This window comes from Neobacillus niacini (assembly GCF_023715415.1).
GTDB lineage: Bacteria > Bacillota > Bacilli > Bacillales > Cytobacillaceae > Neobacillus > Neobacillus niacini_C.
The window spans coordinates 186597-203769 of the sequence record NZ_JAMBOB010000005.1; the positions used below are offsets into that span (position 1 = coordinate 186597).

The window sequence follows — 17173 nt, forward strand, 5'->3', positions numbered from 1 at the left end:
ATGGATACTCCTTGCTTCACGAAATTTGTGTAAGAAAACGATTTCTATTGAGTTATAGGAATGAGAGTAATGAATATAAGTTGATTGGTAACACGCAGCGTTTATCATTTTTTTTAAAAATTGATAAAGGATGGGTGCTTTTTGCATCTGGTAGCATGATTCCGATGGTTTTTTATGTACATTCATCAGAATGCACATAAAAAATCAATCGGATTAGATGGCAGTAACGCTCTTAAGATCTCTCGGCTTGACCTAGAAACGACGTTGCAAAGCCTTCCACTGAACGTGGAAGGCTTTGCAATCGTTGGTGTGACGGGCAAACGAACAGCTCTCAACCTAAAATTAGCGATTTCTGCTAATTTCTAGGTTGAGAGCTTGTTTCCACAGGAGAACGAGAAAAAAATTGCTATTTTTGAGCCTGAACGGCGAAAAAATCAATTTTTTTTGGAAGTTTGGAGGTGGGGACAAAAGCTCTCGGTTGATGCAACGGACCGAACCGTTGCGCCATGCGGCGAGCAGCTTTTGAACTTTGAATTTGAAATAAAATGACTAATTTATTCAAATTTCAAGTTTTTCAATTATCATGTGAGTGGGGAGGTGGAGAGGTTGAAAAATAAGGGGAAACAGCAAAATTCAAAAAACATAAGTTTAAAAAACCAGTCTGAAAAGGAAAAGATCAGAGAATCAAAGAAAATCTTCAAAAAAGAAGTTACAACCGTAAACAAAAGACTCCATCTTGGGCAAGACTCAAAATAAGAGATGAAGATGGATGGACGCAGGAAATGCGAAATAAATTTTACAAATTAAATGCCGAATTCACTCGGTTAATTTTAAAAAATGATATGACAGTGATTGAAAATCGCCCAAAACACGTAGATGGAACACCGATGACAAAAAGCGAAATAAAAGAAAAAAACAATTACGCTTCAGGGATTTGGAGTGACTCAAATGTCAATAAAGCCCGTGAGATGGCTTCTGCTTTTTCTCGTTTCATCATCAAAAAAGATAAAGAGAAAACAGAAAGTGGTTTTTTTGAAAAAACAAAAGGAGCGAAGCCTGTCGAACGTATCGGACATATTAATCAGCACCATCTAAAAGAATTTGTTGAACATAAGAAAGCGACAGTTGCAGCGTCGAGTGCGAGGGAGTATGTGACAAAACTTCAAAAAGTATTCGAAAGCACCGTAGAAGGTGGAATTAAAAGTCATGTAGCACTCATGAGACAATGCAGAGGAGGAAGTAAAATCGTCGACAGCATTCCAAACAGAAGCAAGGAGACCGCCGTCCGAAGTGTAGGGAAAACGGACGGAAAAAAGGGATATTCGCTGAAACAAGCTAGAGAATTGTATGAGGCAGTTGACGATCCTATGGTGAAATTGGCAATCAGCACGTATACATACGTTGGACAGCGAATAGGTACGGTTGAACATATGACCTGGAGCGATGTAGTGGATGAAGAAGGGAAAATCAAAGATGAAATGACTTTCATGCACGATGGACAAATGAAAGCAGGAAGAAAACAAAAAGCAGAAGTGAATGCAGCAAAATCAGAATTGGAAAAAATCTATAAAGAAGGCGAATTTTCACCAGATGACATGATATTTGGCAATGTTTCACATGACAAAATAGAAAAAATCATCAAAAATGCGTGTGAAGAAACGGGAATCGATTGGAAAGGAATCCATGCTTTTCGTTCTGCAACCTATGAATATTACGACACAGAAAAAATCCCTGAAATGACCAAAAATATGTCGATGAATGATAAAAAAGAATGGATTGCAACTGAAATAATGAAACTGGCAGATATTGAAGTTCAGGATAAGAACGGTAATTGGCATAAACCTCATAATAAACCGATAAAAAAAACAGAACCGCAGTACGAACTTAAACGTAATGCTGACGGAAGTCTTGCACTGGATACACTGGGAAGAACCATCACGGTTCGAAAAATGAAGGAAGTGAAGAATAAAAAAACAGGAAAAATAAGAAAAGTTCCTGATGATAAAAAGTTTTTTGATGAAAAAGGGCAACCTGTAATGGTGCCAAAATACCAATTCGAAAAATTAAAAAAAGCCCAGTGGCGGACATTGAAAGAATTGTATGTAGCACAGCAGTTGTCTCACAATCGCCGAGACGCGAACAAACCATATAAAAACCACAAAGAAGGAAAAGAGGATTGAGGGCGAACTCCAATCCTCCTTTCTTAGCTTTTTTTTTGAAAGTGTTTATTAATGAGGTAATAAAAAAACAAAAAATCTAGGAAGATCCTGGAAATATGATTGCTTAAGATGACATAGGAATGTATGATTTATCCAAGAATTATATTCGTTATTATTATCAGTAAATCTTAGTTTCATTTTCTTAAGGAGATATTGTTGATACGTACTCAAGCAATTAAGCAACATCTAACTTGCTATGATTTTAAATAGTAAATAGATGTAGATATATCAAACTAGAAGTGAAAGGATGAAAAAATGGATTACTTATATATTGATGAAAAAGGGCCGCAAGAAACAATTAGGATGACGAATCCCTATGATGAAAGGAAAAAAATTAAATTAGGAAATGACAACATGCATGTTTATGTTGCTGACTTAATTAAGATAGATGAGGAAAGCCTCCATGAAATTGAAGAGAAGTATAAATTGTTAGAAAAAGAATACATGTCTTCTAGAAATTTTCCTGACAATGAAGAATTAAAAGGAAAATATATTTTGGGAAAAAATTTTAAGTATGGTATTGCTAGTCTTAAGGGTCGTGAACTAGATTTTTATATTTCCCTATTTGACTTACTACTTGAAAATCACGTTGATAATTTATTATTTTCAATAAATAAAATGTCTCTAGTTGCAGATAAGAGATTGACAAGTTGGATCCTTAAATTAGAAGAAAAAAGATTTATAGAATCGGCACGGCTCTTAAAATATTCTCTTGTAAAATATATGGAGATTGAAGCTAGTTATAGTGTAATACAATCTTTTTTTGATTCGAATAAGGGAAATAGAGAAGTTCTTACAGAAATTCAAAAAGATATGGCGGCTTTTGTTGAGAAGAACAAGGATATTAAGAGAATGAATGTCCAAATAAAGGAATATAAGAAGTTAATTCAAACGATTAGAAATACAAAGCATTTAATTCAGAACACTCCTTTTGATGAAGTCACATTTGATTGGAACAAAGTGTCATTTGATATTGACTTGTGGATTACAGAAATGAGTCTTGCAAATAAATTTAATGTGCAATCGTCAGAACTGATTCTTGATGAAGGGATTCCATTAGAACCGTTCAAGAAATTAAATTTTCAATCAATAAAATTAGATGAAGATTCTAAAAATCATGTTGGACTTCGAATTTCTGATGTTTTGGTCGTAATTTCAGGAAAATATATTTCAAAATTAGCAATTGAACACAGGTATGATAAAAGTAATCCAGAAAAAAGAAAACTTTTGCCTAATGATTGGTTTCAATTAGATGAAAAACAATTTGATTTATTGAAAAAGATGAAGAAGTATTTTTTCCCTAATGATTCAACCTTTTGTTTTATAATTGATACATATTTTGATGATGCACTTCTCTTTGAAACCTATTTTAGGTATATAGGTTCTTATGAGTCTTTTAATGATTACAAAAAACATTTGGAAACACATGCAAAAAAATATTTTGAATTATTATTTAGGAATCTTAATTCTAAATGGATTACAGCAATAGAAAACGAAAGAGGAATAAGAAAGGTAAATGAGAGCATGATTGCGGGTATTGAAGCTGGAATTATCCGTCCTATATGATCAACTTATGCAGTATAAAGTACAGGAATATAACAAAAGCAGGGCTACTTCGAATTCCTTCATTTGTACCATGGTATGCATAATTAATAAAATCGCCAAAAAGGCGTTTTTTATTTTGATAAAAAAAGGAACACCTGTTCCTGTATAATGTAAATAAAGGAGGAATATTAATGTCAATTCGTGATAGAGGGAAAATAAAATGGAGAGCCGCTTCTTTTTTATCGTTAGCATTCGAAATGCAGCGTGAAATGTTTAAAGATCAAGAGCGACAGATTAAGCCCATTATAGATGAAAATGAGGCTGAAAAGTTTGATCAGGACATTGCTCTTGCAATGGAATTTACCCTTGAGATAATGCTGACCTTATGGGAAAAGGGTTTTACAAAAGAAATATATGGCCGCATTCATAATTTAGCCCCGATTAATCATCAACTTCATGTGGAGATAGAGCCAAGAGTATACGAGAAAATAAGTTTCGAGGATGTTATCGGTGTGGTGGTAGTTGATTAGGGTAAAATGATAATAATGTTTTTTATAGTATTTAAACCTCCTTCCATATGGAGAGGCGGTTTAAAGTTAATACTCAAAATGAGGCTAGGTCATTTTCACTTGATTTAATAATTCAAGTCAGAAGTCTACAATATGGTATTTTACGCTGATATTATTTTTTTCTAATTATTGTTTTTAAAATAAAACTAAAGTATTAATCAATTATCAGAGATTAGGAAAATTACTTTGGAACAAAGGGTGAAGAAAAATGGACATGGTTGAAGTATTTGAGGAACTTGTCATAAAAGCAGAACAACAAAAATTGATGCAAACCTTAGAGAAGTTGAGAGTGGATGAACCAATTCGGAGGAAATTTAGAGAATTGGCAGATGTTTCTACGAGGTTAAGAAGACTAAATGAAATTTTAAAAGAAAGTATTAGTATGGATAAAGAAAGTAGGAAAAAATGGGTTTCAAAAAGGGATGGACTTAGGGAAAGATCTGATAAATTGTATTCCGAAATAGAAGAAGAAGGGTTTGAACATTGGTGGGTAACAATTATTGTTAATAATGAAGCGGAAAAATTAGATGAATTTATGGATAAAGCAAGGGAAAGTGCATATAAGGAACATTTTGGGGAAATCAGTATTAAGGATATCGAAATATTGGACAATCGTTGGGGGCTCGTTGAAAAACAATTAAACCAAGCAAAAGTTAATTATATTGAAGGTAAATAACCTGCCTCTTAAAGGTATAGAAAATTTGGCGTATTTTTTTTTGAACAGCAATTGGGATATAACAACCTATTTGCAACTCCTGAAAATGTACTGATAAGACTAGGTAAAATCGAGATAAATCTTTTAAGAAATGAAATCTCGAAGGGAATCCGAACAAGAAAAGAAGTGATTTCACTTCTTTTTTATTTGGACAACTTGTTGTCTAGGATTTTGGGGTGCGATTTAAGATAGCGACACGAATCAGTTTTGAAAACATCGATATAGCAACGTTTTGGGTGGTATATTCAAAAGTAGTTTATTAGATATGAATATCGGATATAGAAGGATTTTGTAACAGATATAGAATTACATAAGCAAGAGGTGGGGGGACGTGGAAAATAATGAGTTGATAGAAACAAGTGAAAAAGCATTTACCACCAAAGATGTAGCAATGATGGCTGATTTTTCAGAGCCGACGGTGAAAAAATATGCCCAGGCACTTGAAGTGCAAGGGTACCAATTTGCCAAAAGCAAACGTGGAAAAATAGAGGTTAGGATGTTTGTGGAACGGGATATTTTATATCTTAGAAAAATGTTCGAAATGAGCAAAAAAACCAATGCTGATGTAAAGAGTTTAGCACAAATGGTGATGGTGGACGTAGGGAACAAAAAAAAGATACAGACTGTAACTGATACGGAGTTAACTCCTGCTCAAATAGATTTTGAACGATACGAAAACCGATTTCAGGAGATTGAAAATACACTTAAGTCGTTGAAGAAAATCGATACACTTCAAACCGAATTAAAAACCGTACAGGAACAAAATGACCTGCTGAAAAAAATGAATGTTGAAATGGGTAAAACGGCCGCACAAAAACTGGCGCAGCATGATCATGAAGTAAATAAATTAAATAATGAATTACAAGAATTAAAAAAATTCATCTTTCAAATAACATTGGATCAAAGGAAAAGTAACACAGAATTAAAGAAAGGGATTCAAAAAATATTGGAACAAACTGGGGAAAAGATAAAAAGGAAAAAAGGCATTTTCGGTTGGTTCAAATAATATTCTTCTATGTTCTATTTGGGTCAGGAATATTTACATACCTTTCACTTGTTAAATACAAAATACAATCGGGAGGTGTTTTTTTGCTAGTAAAGTTTAGAGAAAAGGAAAATCATTTTATTTTCTTTGAAAAAGAATACCATGATATTTTACCAATACTTGAGATGGTTAAGCAAAAAGCCACAATCAGTTTATTCCTTGATCCAAAAGGGGACGAAAGGGTTATGGGAAGGTTTTATGATTATGAATACACAATTGAAATTAACACTGGAAAAGTAAAGGAAAGTTTATTGGTTATTCTTGATTGTTATGAAACAGAACTTAATTTGAATTATTTTAAGCGGGTTTAACAAGGGGTTGCTGATCCGCAACTCTTTTTTTATTAAGGCAAATGGGATATTAATATACAGTATGATTTTTGACCGTATCCATCGTAAATAATGAAACAAAAACAGCCACTTTTCTAACTTCGCTTACTCATTATATTCAGTAAGTAAATATAGTTTTCAACGTAAACAACGATAGGACTTTACTTGGAGAAGTGGGTATGATAGGCTCGTTTGCCTGATGAAACAACTGCTTCAGCCTTTCAAGACAAATCGTACTCACAGAGGCTCCAAGTCAAGTCCTTAAACGCCCATTCTACAATTACATATAAACAATGATAAAAGGTGCATCATATCAATATTTTGTTGCTGATACTGTATATATTTTCCTGTTAGTTTAAGTGAATTCCTTCACAAAATGATGTGAAAAAGCACTAGATACAATGCTTTATTTATTCAGTAATCCACTCAATTTGCTTATTTGTTAATAGCGTTTTTTAATATGACTAAAATCATTAATATTTTGAAAGCTGTATAGAAGTAATCCTCTTAGAAGGTCGATTGCAAAGTATTGAAATTTTGTTAATTTTACTAAGGAAAATATTTTATAGCGTTTTACTAGATTTATACCACCTAGGTAGATAAAACAAATGTGAAGAATCATATTAGAAATTAAATATAATGGAAATTTACCATAAGTCATTTTTAACATCCAAAGACTTGTAACAAAGTAAGGACCAAAATTAAAAAAATTCATGCTATCAAAGGGAGGTATTCCTTTATAAAATCGCCACCATTTTTTATTTTCACCAAATATATCTATTGCTTTTGTGAATGTACAAATAAATATTGCTGCTGGAAGATATTTTTTAAATGAATTTCGACCTAATAATGGTACTGTTAGCCAAGGAAGAATTAGCAAAGCTGTATAAAATAATTTTGAGTTTTTCATTTTACCACCTCAAATTTTATGATATGTATTTTTATAACAACTAATCCAAATGGTAGAAAAAACTTTTATTTTACAAATCGGCTTTCGTTAGTTCAATAAAAAAAGCTGCCTTTATTCAGCAGTTAGATATTGAAAATATATTTCGCAATTCAATCTATACATAAATACCTATTTGTAGGATAAACTTCTGATTAAGAGCAAGGCTATATATACTCCACCTTTCCTGAAAGAGTAAGCTTCTATCCCGCCTTGGATGAAGAAATAAAGCCTTGCTCTGAGCTTAGAATCAATTTAAAATTTATTTATTAACACCCTATGATTATCTATTGTTTTTTTGCTCTCTAGCTGCTTTTTTCCTGGCTTTTTTACTTTGTGCAAACTCTGCTCCAAATTCAGTGTCGGCAGACTTACTGCCCCCAGAATGTGGCTGATTTCGATTGTTTTTACGTTTTGTCATTATTTATACCCTCCTTTTCTACATCTTTATGTTAGTCAAGCTACTGTCTAAAAAAATCTAATTATGCTCTGTACTAGAAGATTCGAGTAGCCATTTAGTATATTGCTTTTTTCTTAGAAAAATATTCCCCGAAATAATGAAACATTTCACCCATCTATTTTGTCCCTTCTTCCACAAAGTTGCACCTCTAGTTCAAGAAAAAAGTGCTGTCGTAGCAGCCCCTTCTTTAGCTCTCGCACCCTTTACTTTAAGTGAATTAGTTCGCAATCTTTTTATTCTTATTTAACGGAAAAAATGTCTAAGTTGATGAATATTTCTTTTTACTTTCAATAATGTATTGAATCCCATATAACAAGGGTGCTTTGTAAAAGAAAAACAGGAAAAATTGTAAATTATTAAATCGAACTAATTTAGCTACTTTTAACTTTTCCAGTAACTTTATTAAAGTAAATGCAAAGAAAGCATTAACAGTAGCATTAAGCGAAATAAACTGTTTAAAATTTCCATGTGTCCATTTTAATATCCACATAGACCCTACCAAAAACGGACCAATATTAAAAGGAAATTCGTTAAATAAATAAGAATTGGGTTTATTATAAAAAACCCACCATTTACGTCTTTTCCCAATTAGTACATTAATAAATTCAAAAATTACAATAAGGAGTGAAGCTGGAAAAAATCTTTTTATATTATGTAACCCTAAAAAAGGTATCGTAAGCCACGCTAGTAGGACCATAGCGATGTTTACCAACCTTTGAATCTTTATTGACACATTTATTCAACTCCATTTCGAAAACATATTCCTCATAGGTAAAGTTTCCAAAAAATGAAACTTGTATGTAAGTTATTGTTAACAAACCTGCATCCGTTAATTTAAGTATATTCCTACAATCTCTAGTTTTCCATAAATATCCAAACTTACCACCGAGTGTTATTCAAATATCAGGCCCTAAACATTAAGAAAAAGCACAATTCTTGCTGCAGAATTGCGACCTATAATAGAATAACTAAAATATGATCTCAATTATAAAATCAATTATTTCTTCTTTCACTAACGCACCCTTTACTTTAAGTGCAATTCTTCACAAAACTTATTTCGTGAATAGAAAAAGGTAGAATGGTGAAGGCTTTGACAATAAAAATTCAAAGATTAATTAACGTTGCTCTGGTTTTATTGTCATGGTTAACACTACCCCTATTAGGGTCATGCACCATAAAAAGGTTTCTTCCCGCATCTATTCTTATTTTTCTAGTCGAATTACTTCATGCACGATTTGCAAAGAAACAAGGTGGTGGGTGTTCTATAAAAAACTCTAAAACAGGTTAAAAATATCCAATAAATCACATATAAATTTGATATTTATCAACCAAAATATTAGGCAGATCATTGTCAGTAATTTTTTGAATTTTTCATGTAATGTCTAACGCTCGCTGCCTAATTCTTGATTTTAACCTTACAGATGTACCTAATTCTTATAAAAAATCCATTTTTGTATGGGTTAAATAAACTGAAAAAACTTGCTATTTTGAATAGGGACTTTTTCAGGAAAAAATATGGTATCTTTTAAAGGAAGTTTTATTCCAATTTTACTATATTTGAAATAAGGGAGAAGATATGCTGGATAAATTTGTTGAAAAGATAGGAAAATATAATTATCGCTACATTTTTTTTATATTTTTATCATTAAGTTTATTTCTCAGTATTGTTTTTCCTCATAATGATAATTTCGTGTTTTATATTGTTTCTGTGATTTTTTTAGGTATTGGCTTTTATAATAAACCCGTGTTATTGCTCATTTTCTCAGTTTTAGTGGTTTGTTTCAGGTTTTATTTCGTACCAAAGGCAGAAGAGAGTGTCTTTTTTATTTATTTAGTGACTTATTTTTTAGTTACGTTCATTTCAGCGTGTATGATGCTATATGTTCAGAAAGTGAAAAAAGATAGTTTAGATTTAACGGAATCCCTTATTAATGCCTTGGATTCCAGGGATTCTTATACCTCTGATCATTCTGAAAATGTATCAAGATACGCTATGCAAATAGCCGAAAAAATGAACCTTTCAAAAGACCTGTGCAATGTCATTCGTACAGGGGGGTTATTGCATGACATTGGAAAGATTGGTATTCCTGAAAACATCTTGACCAAAACAGGGAAACTAACTTCGGAAGAATATAACGTCATAAAGACACATCCAGTAATTGGATATGAAATGCTTAAACATGTTGAGGGTTTAAAGAGAAATGGTATTTTAGATATTGTTTTATATCATCACGAAAGATATGACGGGAAAGGCTATCCGAAAGGATTAAAAGGCAACGAAATTCCATTGGCTGCTCGAATCGTCGGTGTTGCTGATGCGTTTGATGCGATGATTTCCAAACGTGTTTATAGAATTGAATTAGATATGAATTTTGCTCTTAATGAGATTCGCCGAAATAAGGGGACACAATTTGATCCTGAAGTAGTTGATGCGTTCCTAGACATATTTCAAGAAAAGGATATAAAAGTGGAGCGCAAGGCTATAAACTTAATTGAATCACACAAAAAAACAGAAACGATCTAAAAAAACTTTTAATTTATGTTAACAAAAATCCATCCTTTAAAAATGAAATCCCTTTTCAAAATAGCAAGTTTTTTCAGTTTAGTTAGCCCTTACAAAAACAGATGATTTCATCCGTTTTTGTAAGGGCTATTCGCATCTGTCAGATTATAATGGCATCAAGAAGTAGTTCCAATAATGATTGTCAGCCTGCTATAATTCTGCCCTTTTCCTCCATCTAATTAATTCTCCTTAATTTTGTTTGCTGTTTTTAAAACCCAATCAGTGAAAGGTTGCCCTATTAATTGGGAACTTAATATGGAGGCAACTTCGATAAATTTATCTAAATCTTCCTTTGGAATCTTTGATAATATGGTGATGAACTCTAAATTCGTTACTTTTTCATTTTTGGATATTACATCATCCACAAATTTTTTCCCACTTTCTGTTAATGTGGCTTCTTTATTTCGTGCATCCTTTCCATTGTCAATTAACACCAAGTTTTGTTCTTTAAGTTTTACTAGTTGGCGATATGTATTGGATATATTTGTTTGTGATATAAATGACAGATCCGTCATGTTCATTTTTTTATCAAAATATAAAATCCAAAGAATTCTAAAACCCGAATAAGTTAAACCATGTTCTTTTATATTTTGTCGTAGTTCATCTTCTGCTAATAAATATAGACCTCTAATAAAAGAAAATACTAAATGAGCTTTAGCAATCAGATCTTTACTTGAATTCATTATATTAGTCCTCCATATAAAATTTATAGTATAAACATTGTTCCCATCATCTTTTCCTTTAAACTAGATGGGATTGGCTGAATCTATTTTTCTGGAAATTGATTATAACCTTTTTAGGCACTAACTTGGAAATAAAAAAACGTTTGCACACGCAAAGAATAATTGATAGAATTTATTTGCGGGCGCAAATATTGGGGAATAAGTAATAGTGAAATCGAATTGTTTGCAGGAATTGTTAAATCAGGGGATGTTACTATTGACGGTAGAAAATATGATTGAAATATCTTCATGCGTTATTTCAGTGGGATTATTACTTTTCCTTGTCCCATTAAGAAAGTTACGTGAAGCAAGCCTATCTCTAGTTATAATGCAGTCATTAACTTGGATTCTTAGTGGGGTGACTGTTCAGTTTAAACTAATTGAATATCCAGTTCGATACTTTAGTTACGCTTTCCGCACAAGTTTCACATTTGAATTTATAATATTCCCAGTATTCAGCATACTATTTAATTTATATTTTCCTAAAAAAGGGTCAAAATTAAGGAAAAGTATTTACTCATTGTCTTTCCCTTCAGTGTTAATTATTTTTGAAATAATAATTGAAAAATACACTGATAATATAGAATACATTAAATGGAATTGGTTTTATAGTTGGGTTAGTATGTTGATTACTTTATTATTAGCCTATGGATATTACAGATGGTTTTTTAAAAAATTCAAACGAATTTAAATGATAGACTGTGGCAAACGGACATTAAGTATGGGATATACTTACCAATAGGAAGGAGCGGAACAAAGAAACAGATTTATTGAGTTGTGATTATCGATGATAGGACTAGGCTTGTTCCACTTGGGAGTCCTAAACCATCATATCTTAGGAAAACAATGGATGGAACGCTTGATAAAACCATCAGAAGTTTGTGCAATGCTTCAGATGGTGCGACAGCAATTACAGGTGAAGGAATTGGTGTAACAAGTGGAATGTAAATTCATACCGTGTTAAAAAAGGAAAGAACAGGGAGATTAGAAATTTTGTTAGTGTATAAATGTACTTAAACTTAAATGGTTTCCTTTGTGGAAGATCAAAAGCCTAATTTCTCGCAAAATATATTGAGGAATTAGGCTTTTTTATCTTTCTAATTCCTTAACATTGTAAATGTGTATTTTGCAATTAAAAAATGCTCTAATGTCAGTATATTTTTTGAATGTTAATAAGCCGAGAATTTGCATTAAATGAAAACTTGCATGTTTTCGGCTTTATGATTGGTTTGAGTATTGATTCAAAATGACTTATAAACATAATGCCAAAACCTACATCAATTAAATGCCAGAAACATGCTGAATATGTAGAAGAAGTAAAAAAGAGTGGTGATTCATATTACCTAGATAAAATGTATTAGAAAATACCCCCATAATAATGTAAATTTTTGTTATAATTTGAAGATAGAATTTATGATGAATTGGATGGGGAGAGAATGGTATTAAAAATACAGACAAATTCTACATCTTTAGACTCAAGCACAGGTGAGGACATTATACTTCGTGAGAATCAACTGACAAGATTGTTATTTAGACCAGAGTTAGTTAATAACGCCCATGATGTAAAGGCTGCTGTAAGGGGTTGCTTTATATTCCAAAAGAAAAAGAAAAATGATGATTGGGAAGACCACAAGGAATTTGATCTTACTAAGTTAAAGGCAACAGAATGGATTAAACTTGAATTAAAATCAGGGGAATTATTACAACTCCGAGAAGCACTGGATATGTATTATCAAATTCATCAAGAATATGGAATATCGTATGGTTCTAATAATTTTTATATTGCTGACAGTGAAATTAAAGCAATGGTAGAAAAGTTTACTAACGATCGTGATCTTTTTAAAGCCCTAATGGATGAGACAAAAGGGGAATACATAACAGATAGTATTAAATGGGTGGTCCAACAAGATCATGCGGAAGAAATGTTAGATAAATTGCAACAAATAAGTTCGAAGGATTTAGAAAAACTTAATAATTTGATCGGAATTACCAACATGAAAAAACTTCTTGAAACTTGGGAAGAGCATAAGGAAAATAAAGATGAAGAATTTTGGCAACGGCTTTTTAGTGAAAACTCTTGGGTGTTAAGTCAAGTATTTTCTAGCCCAGTTCTATTTTTGGACGAAAAAGCATATTTAGGCGGTAAAAGTATTGGAAACAAAGGTGGAAAAGTAGTAGATTTTATTTATCAAAATAGAATTACTAAAGATGTATCCTTAATAGAAATTAAAACCCCTAAAACGCAGTTATTATTATCAAATCAATATAGAAATAAAGTGTATTCAATCCATCCAGATTTATCAGGGGCAATAGTTCAAGTTCTTTCTTACAAAGACTCAATACAAAAAAACTATAACAGTTTATCAAATGACTCCGATGAAGATTTTTCAGTTTTTGATCCAGTTTGCGTTGTAATAGCTGGTACGATTGGAAATGAGGAAAAAAATAAAATACAATCCTTTGAACTGTATAGAAAGGAGATGAAAAACGTAATTATCATAACTTTTGATGAGTTATTTGATCGTATATCGCTGCTTCTAGATTTATTAAACGAATAAAAAATGATTGTTTTGTTCGTTATTTGGTACTGAGAATTTTTGAAAGTCAAAACCATTTTTTGTTCAAAGAATACCCATATAAATAATTAACTGGTTCACCTCAGGGGGGCTTCTCTTACATCAATTTATTAATAAAAATTTCTGGATGTAAGAGAAATGTTTCTCTAGGAATTAGTGGTCCTCGTAGTCGTATAAAAAATGGCTTGCAAAACCGTCCAATGATTTATGTATTTGATTAAATACCTTAACGAAATTTTCCATATCTACAACTACATTATCAAATTCATTGATATAAAATTGTGGCTCTCCTTGAATAGTAAGTGAATAACGTGAAAAATCAATACTATAAAACTTTTTACCATTAGGTTTTACATTTTCAATTTTAGAATAAAGTTCTTTTATATAGTTATCCAAAGGCTCAATTCTTGCCTCAAAAACTTTGATTTTTTCTTTATCACATTCAAATGAATAAACCAGTGATTTTACATCTTGTAATAAATCATTTAGATTATGATTTGTTCTAAATTCCTTACCAGTATTAGTTAAAATGTTTAATGACCAAGAAATTGCTTTTAGATACACTTCGATCCCATGATTGGTATTAAAGAGGATAGGATAAATTAATGAGTCAGCTTTTTTATCACTATTATCCATTAACACTTGTTTTGTTAATAAAAGAGCGGAAGACATGAAACCGTCTGCTAAAACAATCATATTGTGAATGTGTTCATGCCTATGAGTTCGCCAGTTTAGGTACGCATTTTTCTCAATATCAGCATTGTAAGAAAGTATATGTTTCGTAAGTATCCCTCCAGTAATTTAGTTTCTTCTTACCTATATTTTAAGTCAACCGAGTAGTTTATGGAACTATTAATCCAATTACATAACTAGGGTTCAGCCACAATTTTAAACGATAACGCCTTATAGGCGTTTTTTATTTATAATGCATATAGAATGTTTGTTCTTATAAAGTTCAGAAAATACTGGATAGAGGAAAACTAAAATGGCAACCTGCTTCTTTTATACCGTTAGCATTTAACAGGAAGCGGGAAATGATTAAAGATCAACAACGGCAGACTAAGCCCATTATCGATGAAAATGAGGCTGATAAATTTGATTAAGACTTTGCTATCGCAATGGAATTTAACCTAGAGGTAATGATAAAAGTGTGTAACAAGGGTTTTACAACAGAAATAATGGGCCGCATTCAATATGTAAACCCAATCAACCATCAACTCTATTTGGAAGTTAAACCTGGGGAATACGAGAAAATAACTTTAGAGAATGTAGTTGACGTGGTTGTAGTTAAGTAGGCTGCTTTAAAGCAGTCTTTTTTTTTATAAAAAATTAAGGACTGCTTGAGATTGATAAATTCACCTGCTATACTACATCAGTAAACAAAAAACGTTTAATGTTTATAAGAAGACGTCATTTATTTTTGGATACGAAGTGACATTGTGATTTTACAATTTAAGGAGGGATTAAATATGAGTGATAAAACAAGAAGGAATCAGGGGAAAAAGTTCATGAAACATAAATTTGAAGTAGTGTTTAATAAGAAAAATGGGGAACCGATTGTAAAGACTGTCTTTGCTAGAAGTGAAGAAAGAGCAAAGGTTGAAACATTAAACCTTTTGTATGAAGATCTTGAGGATGAGGGGGCTCAAGGATAAAATTAATGTTCGAGTTAGAAGCGGCTAATGTTTATTTGATCTAGGTGGATAGAACTCAAAAAGAAAAATTCAAAATCCTGAAAAAGTAAAACTAAGGAAGAGAAAAAAGGATTCCTTTTTCTGTAAAAATTTTAAGGAAAGGCCTTTTTTCTCCTAGTTTTACATTCCGTATGGAAAGTAAAATTGACAGGTGTAGCCCAGTAAAATAAATATAAATTTGCAGAAGGACTTTTAAATTTTACAAAAAAATAAAATAGTGAAAATACAATTTTACAAATCGGAGGTCAAAACATGAACATCGAACAAGCCTATAAGATTTTTAATGAGATAAAAAATACCATTGGTAAATTAGAAGATCGATGGGGTTCTATGCCTGAGGAGTTCGAATTAAACGATTATGACAGTCCAGATGAACGCTTTAAAGATGATATGGCTCGAACAATAGTTTACAAATTGGATGAAGTGAACCGTCTGTTGAAATGGATGGAAAAACCTGTCCTTGCAGAGGGGAATTTGTTCAAAAGAAGTGATGGAAAATATGAAATCGAAGGTGCAGACATTTATTTTACAAGTGGTTCACCTCTTGATGTATGGCATTATGATGAATTCGATGAAAGATATGTTTGGACTCGTTCCGTAGTAGAACACAATGGCGAAGATTATTACATTAAAGCATTAGGAAGAGAAACATCCATCGAAGGTGTAAAAGTTAGAGCTCGCTAATCTGCGGGCTTATTTGAATTGGAGGGTATAGATATGGCTGGACGAAATAAAGGGAAAATGCAGCCGATTCGAAATAAGGATACAATGGCAAAAATGAAAGATTGGCTTCTTAGGAATAAAGGATATAAATATTATTTTCTGTGGCTTCTTGGGTGCAATACGGGGCTTAGAATATCAGATTTAATACGTTTACGCGTATGGGATGTAAGGGATACGGATCGATTTACAATCATCATGGAAAAAACAGAAAGAGAAGTGGAAGTTCATTTAAATCCGTACATCCGAGAAGTAATCAAAAAATACATCGAAGGAAAAGAAGAGAAAGAGCGCTTGTTTCCTTCCCGTGAAGGGGTAAACAGACCAATTACAAGGCAGATGGCTTCCACGGTCATCAAAGAAGCAGCTAATGCCCTGGAGTTGAAAAACGTAAATTCGCATTCAATGCGAAAGAGTTTCGGCTATTTTTATTACAAGCAAAATAGAAATATCGCTTATTTGATGGATCTGTTTGGTCACAACACTCAAAAACAAACACTCGATTATATCGGTTTAACATCTGATGATATTCAAGAATCAATGAAAGATTTTCATGTTTAATTAGGAGGAATTTACAATGTTTAAAACAAAAATTTGGAAGTTGAAAAAGAACGTATCTTTTTATAATCGAGTTATTAATGTTGCTCCGAAAATAAAGGATACTGAAGAATTTTGGGATGGATTAAAACATGCAGTCATTATGAATAAAGAACTGAATTACGAGCAATTTTCGGCTTTATTTTATGCTGTGGCACTTTGCCGAACGGCGGCCGCATTAAAACAACCTGATATTGTTGTTGTGAGTTTGGATGATACAAGGAATATGGATCAACTTGAAAAGGATCTGCTAATTCCATATGAACAATTAAATCAGAATCTATATATCACTCTCGTCCTAACGAAAGAAAACGGTAAAGCATTTGCAGAAGGTTCTTTGAAATTTACTGATAGAGAATACAAAGAAGTTCATGACATGATTATTAATGAACTAAGTGGAGAAGTGAAGCAGGTTGCTGAAAAATATGTGGAAAATCTCCACAGAATGGGAACTCAAACAGAATTTTAATTTA

General features: G+C 32.1%; 21 protein-coding genes. 16 read left to right on the forward strand and 5 right to left on the reverse strand.

Annotated elements, in window-relative coordinates:
• The first annotated feature begins 606 nt into the window (after window positions 1-606).
• The 7 genes from M3189_RS12915 (at window position 607) to M3189_RS12945 (ending at window position 6404) form a co-directional block, all read left to right on the forward strand.
• Window positions 607-756: a hypothetical protein gene (locus M3189_RS12915; protein ID WP_251634484.1), complete on the forward strand. Its 150-nt coding sequence runs from the start codon at window positions 607-609 to the stop codon at window positions 754-756.
• Window positions 757-782: 26 nt separating this feature from the next.
• On the forward strand, window positions 783-2180 hold the full coding sequence (locus M3189_RS12920; protein WP_251634485.1) for a hypothetical protein: 1398 nt from the start codon (window positions 783-785) through the stop codon (window positions 2178-2180).
• A gap of 294 nt (window positions 2181-2474) precedes the next feature.
• Window positions 2475-3785 carry a hypothetical protein gene (locus M3189_RS12925; RefSeq protein ID WP_251634486.1) on the forward strand — a complete coding sequence of 437 codons (1311 nt, stop codon included), beginning with the start codon at window positions 2475-2477 and terminating at the stop codon, window positions 3783-3785.
• Between the two features lie 170 nt (window positions 3786-3955).
• Complete coding sequence (locus M3189_RS12930) at window positions 3956-4294, forward strand: YolD-like family protein (RefSeq protein WP_251634487.1); 339 nt, start codon at window positions 3956-3958, stop codon at window positions 4292-4294.
• A 247-nt stretch (window positions 4295-4541) separates the two neighbouring features.
• Window positions 4542-5009: a hypothetical protein gene (locus tag M3189_RS12935; protein ID WP_251634488.1), complete on the forward strand. Its 468-nt coding sequence runs from the start codon at window positions 4542-4544 to the stop codon at window positions 5007-5009.
• Between the two features lie 370 nt (window positions 5010-5379).
• Window positions 5380-6054: a hypothetical protein gene (locus M3189_RS12940; RefSeq protein ID WP_251634489.1), complete on the forward strand. Its 675-nt coding sequence runs from the start codon at window positions 5380-5382 to the stop codon at window positions 6052-6054.
• Between the two features lie 83 nt (window positions 6055-6137).
• A complete protein-coding gene (locus tag M3189_RS12945) occupies window positions 6138-6404 on the forward strand; it encodes a hypothetical protein (protein WP_251634490.1) in 267 nt (88 codons plus the stop codon).
• Between the two features lie 460 nt (window positions 6405-6864).
• On the opposite strand, the gene M3189_RS12950 is transcribed toward M3189_RS12945, so the two are convergent.
• From M3189_RS12950 to M3189_RS12960, 3 genes are all read right to left on the reverse strand, one after another.
• Window positions 6865-7332 (reverse strand): hypothetical protein, encoded by a 468-nt coding sequence (locus M3189_RS12950; RefSeq protein ID WP_251634491.1) that lies wholly within the window; start codon window positions 7330-7332, stop codon window positions 6865-6867.
• Between the two features lie 319 nt (window positions 7333-7651).
• Window positions 7652-7789 (reverse strand): hypothetical protein, encoded by a 138-nt coding sequence (locus M3189_RS12955; protein ID WP_251634492.1) that lies wholly within the window; start codon window positions 7787-7789, stop codon window positions 7652-7654.
• A gap of 298 nt (window positions 7790-8087) precedes the next feature.
• Complete coding sequence (locus tag M3189_RS12960) at window positions 8088-8540, reverse strand: hypothetical protein (RefSeq protein WP_285889634.1); 453 nt, start codon at window positions 8538-8540, stop codon at window positions 8088-8090.
• 1122 nt (window positions 8541-9662) lie between these two features.
• Between M3189_RS12960 and M3189_RS12965 the strand changes: the two genes are divergently transcribed.
• Window positions 9663-10352 (forward strand): HD-GYP domain-containing protein, encoded by a 690-nt coding sequence (locus tag M3189_RS12965; protein ID WP_251634494.1) that lies wholly within the window; start codon window positions 9663-9665, stop codon window positions 10350-10352.
• A 218-nt stretch (window positions 10353-10570) separates the two neighbouring features.
• Here the strand turns inward: M3189_RS12965 and M3189_RS12970 are convergent, their stop codons facing one another.
• Window positions 10571-11074 (reverse strand): MarR family winged helix-turn-helix transcriptional regulator, encoded by a 504-nt coding sequence (locus M3189_RS12970; RefSeq protein WP_251634495.1) that lies wholly within the window; start codon window positions 11072-11074, stop codon window positions 10571-10573.
• 256 nt (window positions 11075-11330) lie between these two features.
• Here M3189_RS12970 and M3189_RS12975 point away from each other — a divergent pair, with 256 nt between their 5' ends.
• From M3189_RS12975 to M3189_RS12985, 3 genes are all read left to right on the forward strand, one after another.
• Window positions 11331-11804 (forward strand): CBO0543 family protein, encoded by a 474-nt coding sequence (locus M3189_RS12975; RefSeq protein WP_251634496.1) that lies wholly within the window; start codon window positions 11331-11333, stop codon window positions 11802-11804.
• A gap of 86 nt (window positions 11805-11890) precedes the next feature.
• Window positions 11891-12061: a hypothetical protein gene (locus M3189_RS12980; protein WP_251634497.1), complete on the forward strand. Its 171-nt coding sequence runs from the start codon at window positions 11891-11893 to the stop codon at window positions 12059-12061.
• A gap of 488 nt (window positions 12062-12549) precedes the next feature.
• The gene (locus M3189_RS12985; RefSeq protein WP_251634498.1) at window positions 12550-13671 is read left to right on the forward strand and encodes a Shedu immune nuclease family protein; all 1122 of its coding nucleotides are present in this window, start codon (window positions 12550-12552) and stop codon (window positions 13669-13671) included.
• A gap of 171 nt (window positions 13672-13842) precedes the next feature.
• On the opposite strand, the gene M3189_RS12990 is transcribed toward M3189_RS12985, so the two are convergent.
• On the reverse strand, window positions 13843-14385 hold the full coding sequence (locus tag M3189_RS12990; RefSeq protein ID WP_251634499.1) for a hypothetical protein: 543 nt from the start codon (window positions 14383-14385) through the stop codon (window positions 13843-13845).
• A 422-nt stretch (window positions 14386-14807) separates the two neighbouring features.
• Here M3189_RS12990 and M3189_RS27150 point away from each other — a divergent pair, with 422 nt between their 5' ends.
• The 5 genes from M3189_RS27150 (at window position 14808) to M3189_RS13010 (ending at window position 17169) form a co-directional block, all read left to right on the forward strand.
• Window positions 14808-14984, forward strand: a complete 177-nt coding sequence (locus tag M3189_RS27150; protein ID WP_353057423.1) for a YolD-like family protein — start codon at window positions 14808-14810, stop codon at window positions 14982-14984.
• A gap of 174 nt (window positions 14985-15158) precedes the next feature.
• Window positions 15159-15344, forward strand: a complete 186-nt coding sequence (locus M3189_RS12995) for a hypothetical protein (protein ID WP_251634500.1) — start codon at window positions 15159-15161, stop codon at window positions 15342-15344.
• A gap of 291 nt (window positions 15345-15635) precedes the next feature.
• Window positions 15636-16067, forward strand: a complete 432-nt coding sequence (locus tag M3189_RS13000; protein WP_251634501.1) for a DUF5348 domain-containing protein — start codon at window positions 15636-15638, stop codon at window positions 16065-16067.
• Between the two features lie 33 nt (window positions 16068-16100).
• Complete coding sequence (locus tag M3189_RS13005) at window positions 16101-16664, forward strand: tyrosine-type recombinase/integrase (RefSeq protein WP_251634502.1); 564 nt, start codon at window positions 16101-16103, stop codon at window positions 16662-16664.
• A gap of 16 nt (window positions 16665-16680) precedes the next feature.
• Window positions 16681-17169, forward strand: a complete 489-nt coding sequence (locus M3189_RS13010; RefSeq protein WP_251634503.1) for a hypothetical protein — start codon at window positions 16681-16683, stop codon at window positions 17167-17169.
• Window positions 17170-17173: the final 4 nt, after the last annotated feature.

What these genes read in the sequence shown, in the direction of transcription:
- M3189_RS27150 (WP_353057423.1), top strand. Translation starts at nt 14,808, where the DNA reads ATGGAATTTAACCTAGAGGTAATGATAAAAGTGTGTAACAAGGGTTTT.
- M3189_RS12970 (WP_251634495.1), bottom strand. Translation starts at nt 11,074, where the DNA reads ATGAATTCAAGTAAAGATCTGATTGCTAAAGCTCATTTAGTATTTTCT.
- M3189_RS12990 (WP_251634499.1), bottom strand. Translation starts at nt 14,385, where the DNA reads ATGATTGTTTTAGCAGACGGTTTCATGTCTTCCGCTCTTTTATTAACA.
- M3189_RS12995 (WP_251634500.1), top strand. Translation starts at nt 15,159, where the DNA reads ATGAGTGATAAAACAAGAAGGAATCAGGGGAAAAAGTTCATGAAACAT.
- M3189_RS13000 (WP_251634501.1), top strand. Translation starts at nt 15,636, where the DNA reads ATGAACATCGAACAAGCCTATAAGATTTTTAATGAGATAAAAAATACC.
- M3189_RS12930 (WP_251634487.1), top strand. Translation starts at nt 3,956, where the DNA reads ATGTCAATTCGTGATAGAGGGAAAATAAAATGGAGAGCCGCTTCTTTT.
- M3189_RS12920 (WP_251634485.1), top strand. Translation starts at nt 783, where the DNA reads ATGCGAAATAAATTTTACAAATTAAATGCCGAATTCACTCGGTTAATT.
- M3189_RS13005 (WP_251634502.1), top strand. Translation starts at nt 16,101, where the DNA reads ATGGCTGGACGAAATAAAGGGAAAATGCAGCCGATTCGAAATAAGGAT.
- M3189_RS13010 (WP_251634503.1), top strand. Translation starts at nt 16,681, where the DNA reads ATGTTTAAAACAAAAATTTGGAAGTTGAAAAAGAACGTATCTTTTTAT.
- M3189_RS12925 (WP_251634486.1), top strand. Translation starts at nt 2,475, where the DNA reads ATGGATTACTTATATATTGATGAAAAAGGGCCGCAAGAAACAATTAGG.
- M3189_RS12935 (WP_251634488.1), top strand. Translation starts at nt 4,542, where the DNA reads ATGGACATGGTTGAAGTATTTGAGGAACTTGTCATAAAAGCAGAACAA.
- M3189_RS12985 (WP_251634498.1), top strand. Translation starts at nt 12,550, where the DNA reads ATGGTATTAAAAATACAGACAAATTCTACATCTTTAGACTCAAGCACA.
- M3189_RS12955 (WP_251634492.1), bottom strand. Translation starts at nt 7,789, where the DNA reads ATGACAAAACGTAAAAACAATCGAAATCAGCCACATTCTGGGGGCAGT.
- M3189_RS12950 (WP_251634491.1), bottom strand. Translation starts at nt 7,332, where the DNA reads ATGAAAAACTCAAAATTATTTTATACAGCTTTGCTAATTCTTCCTTGG.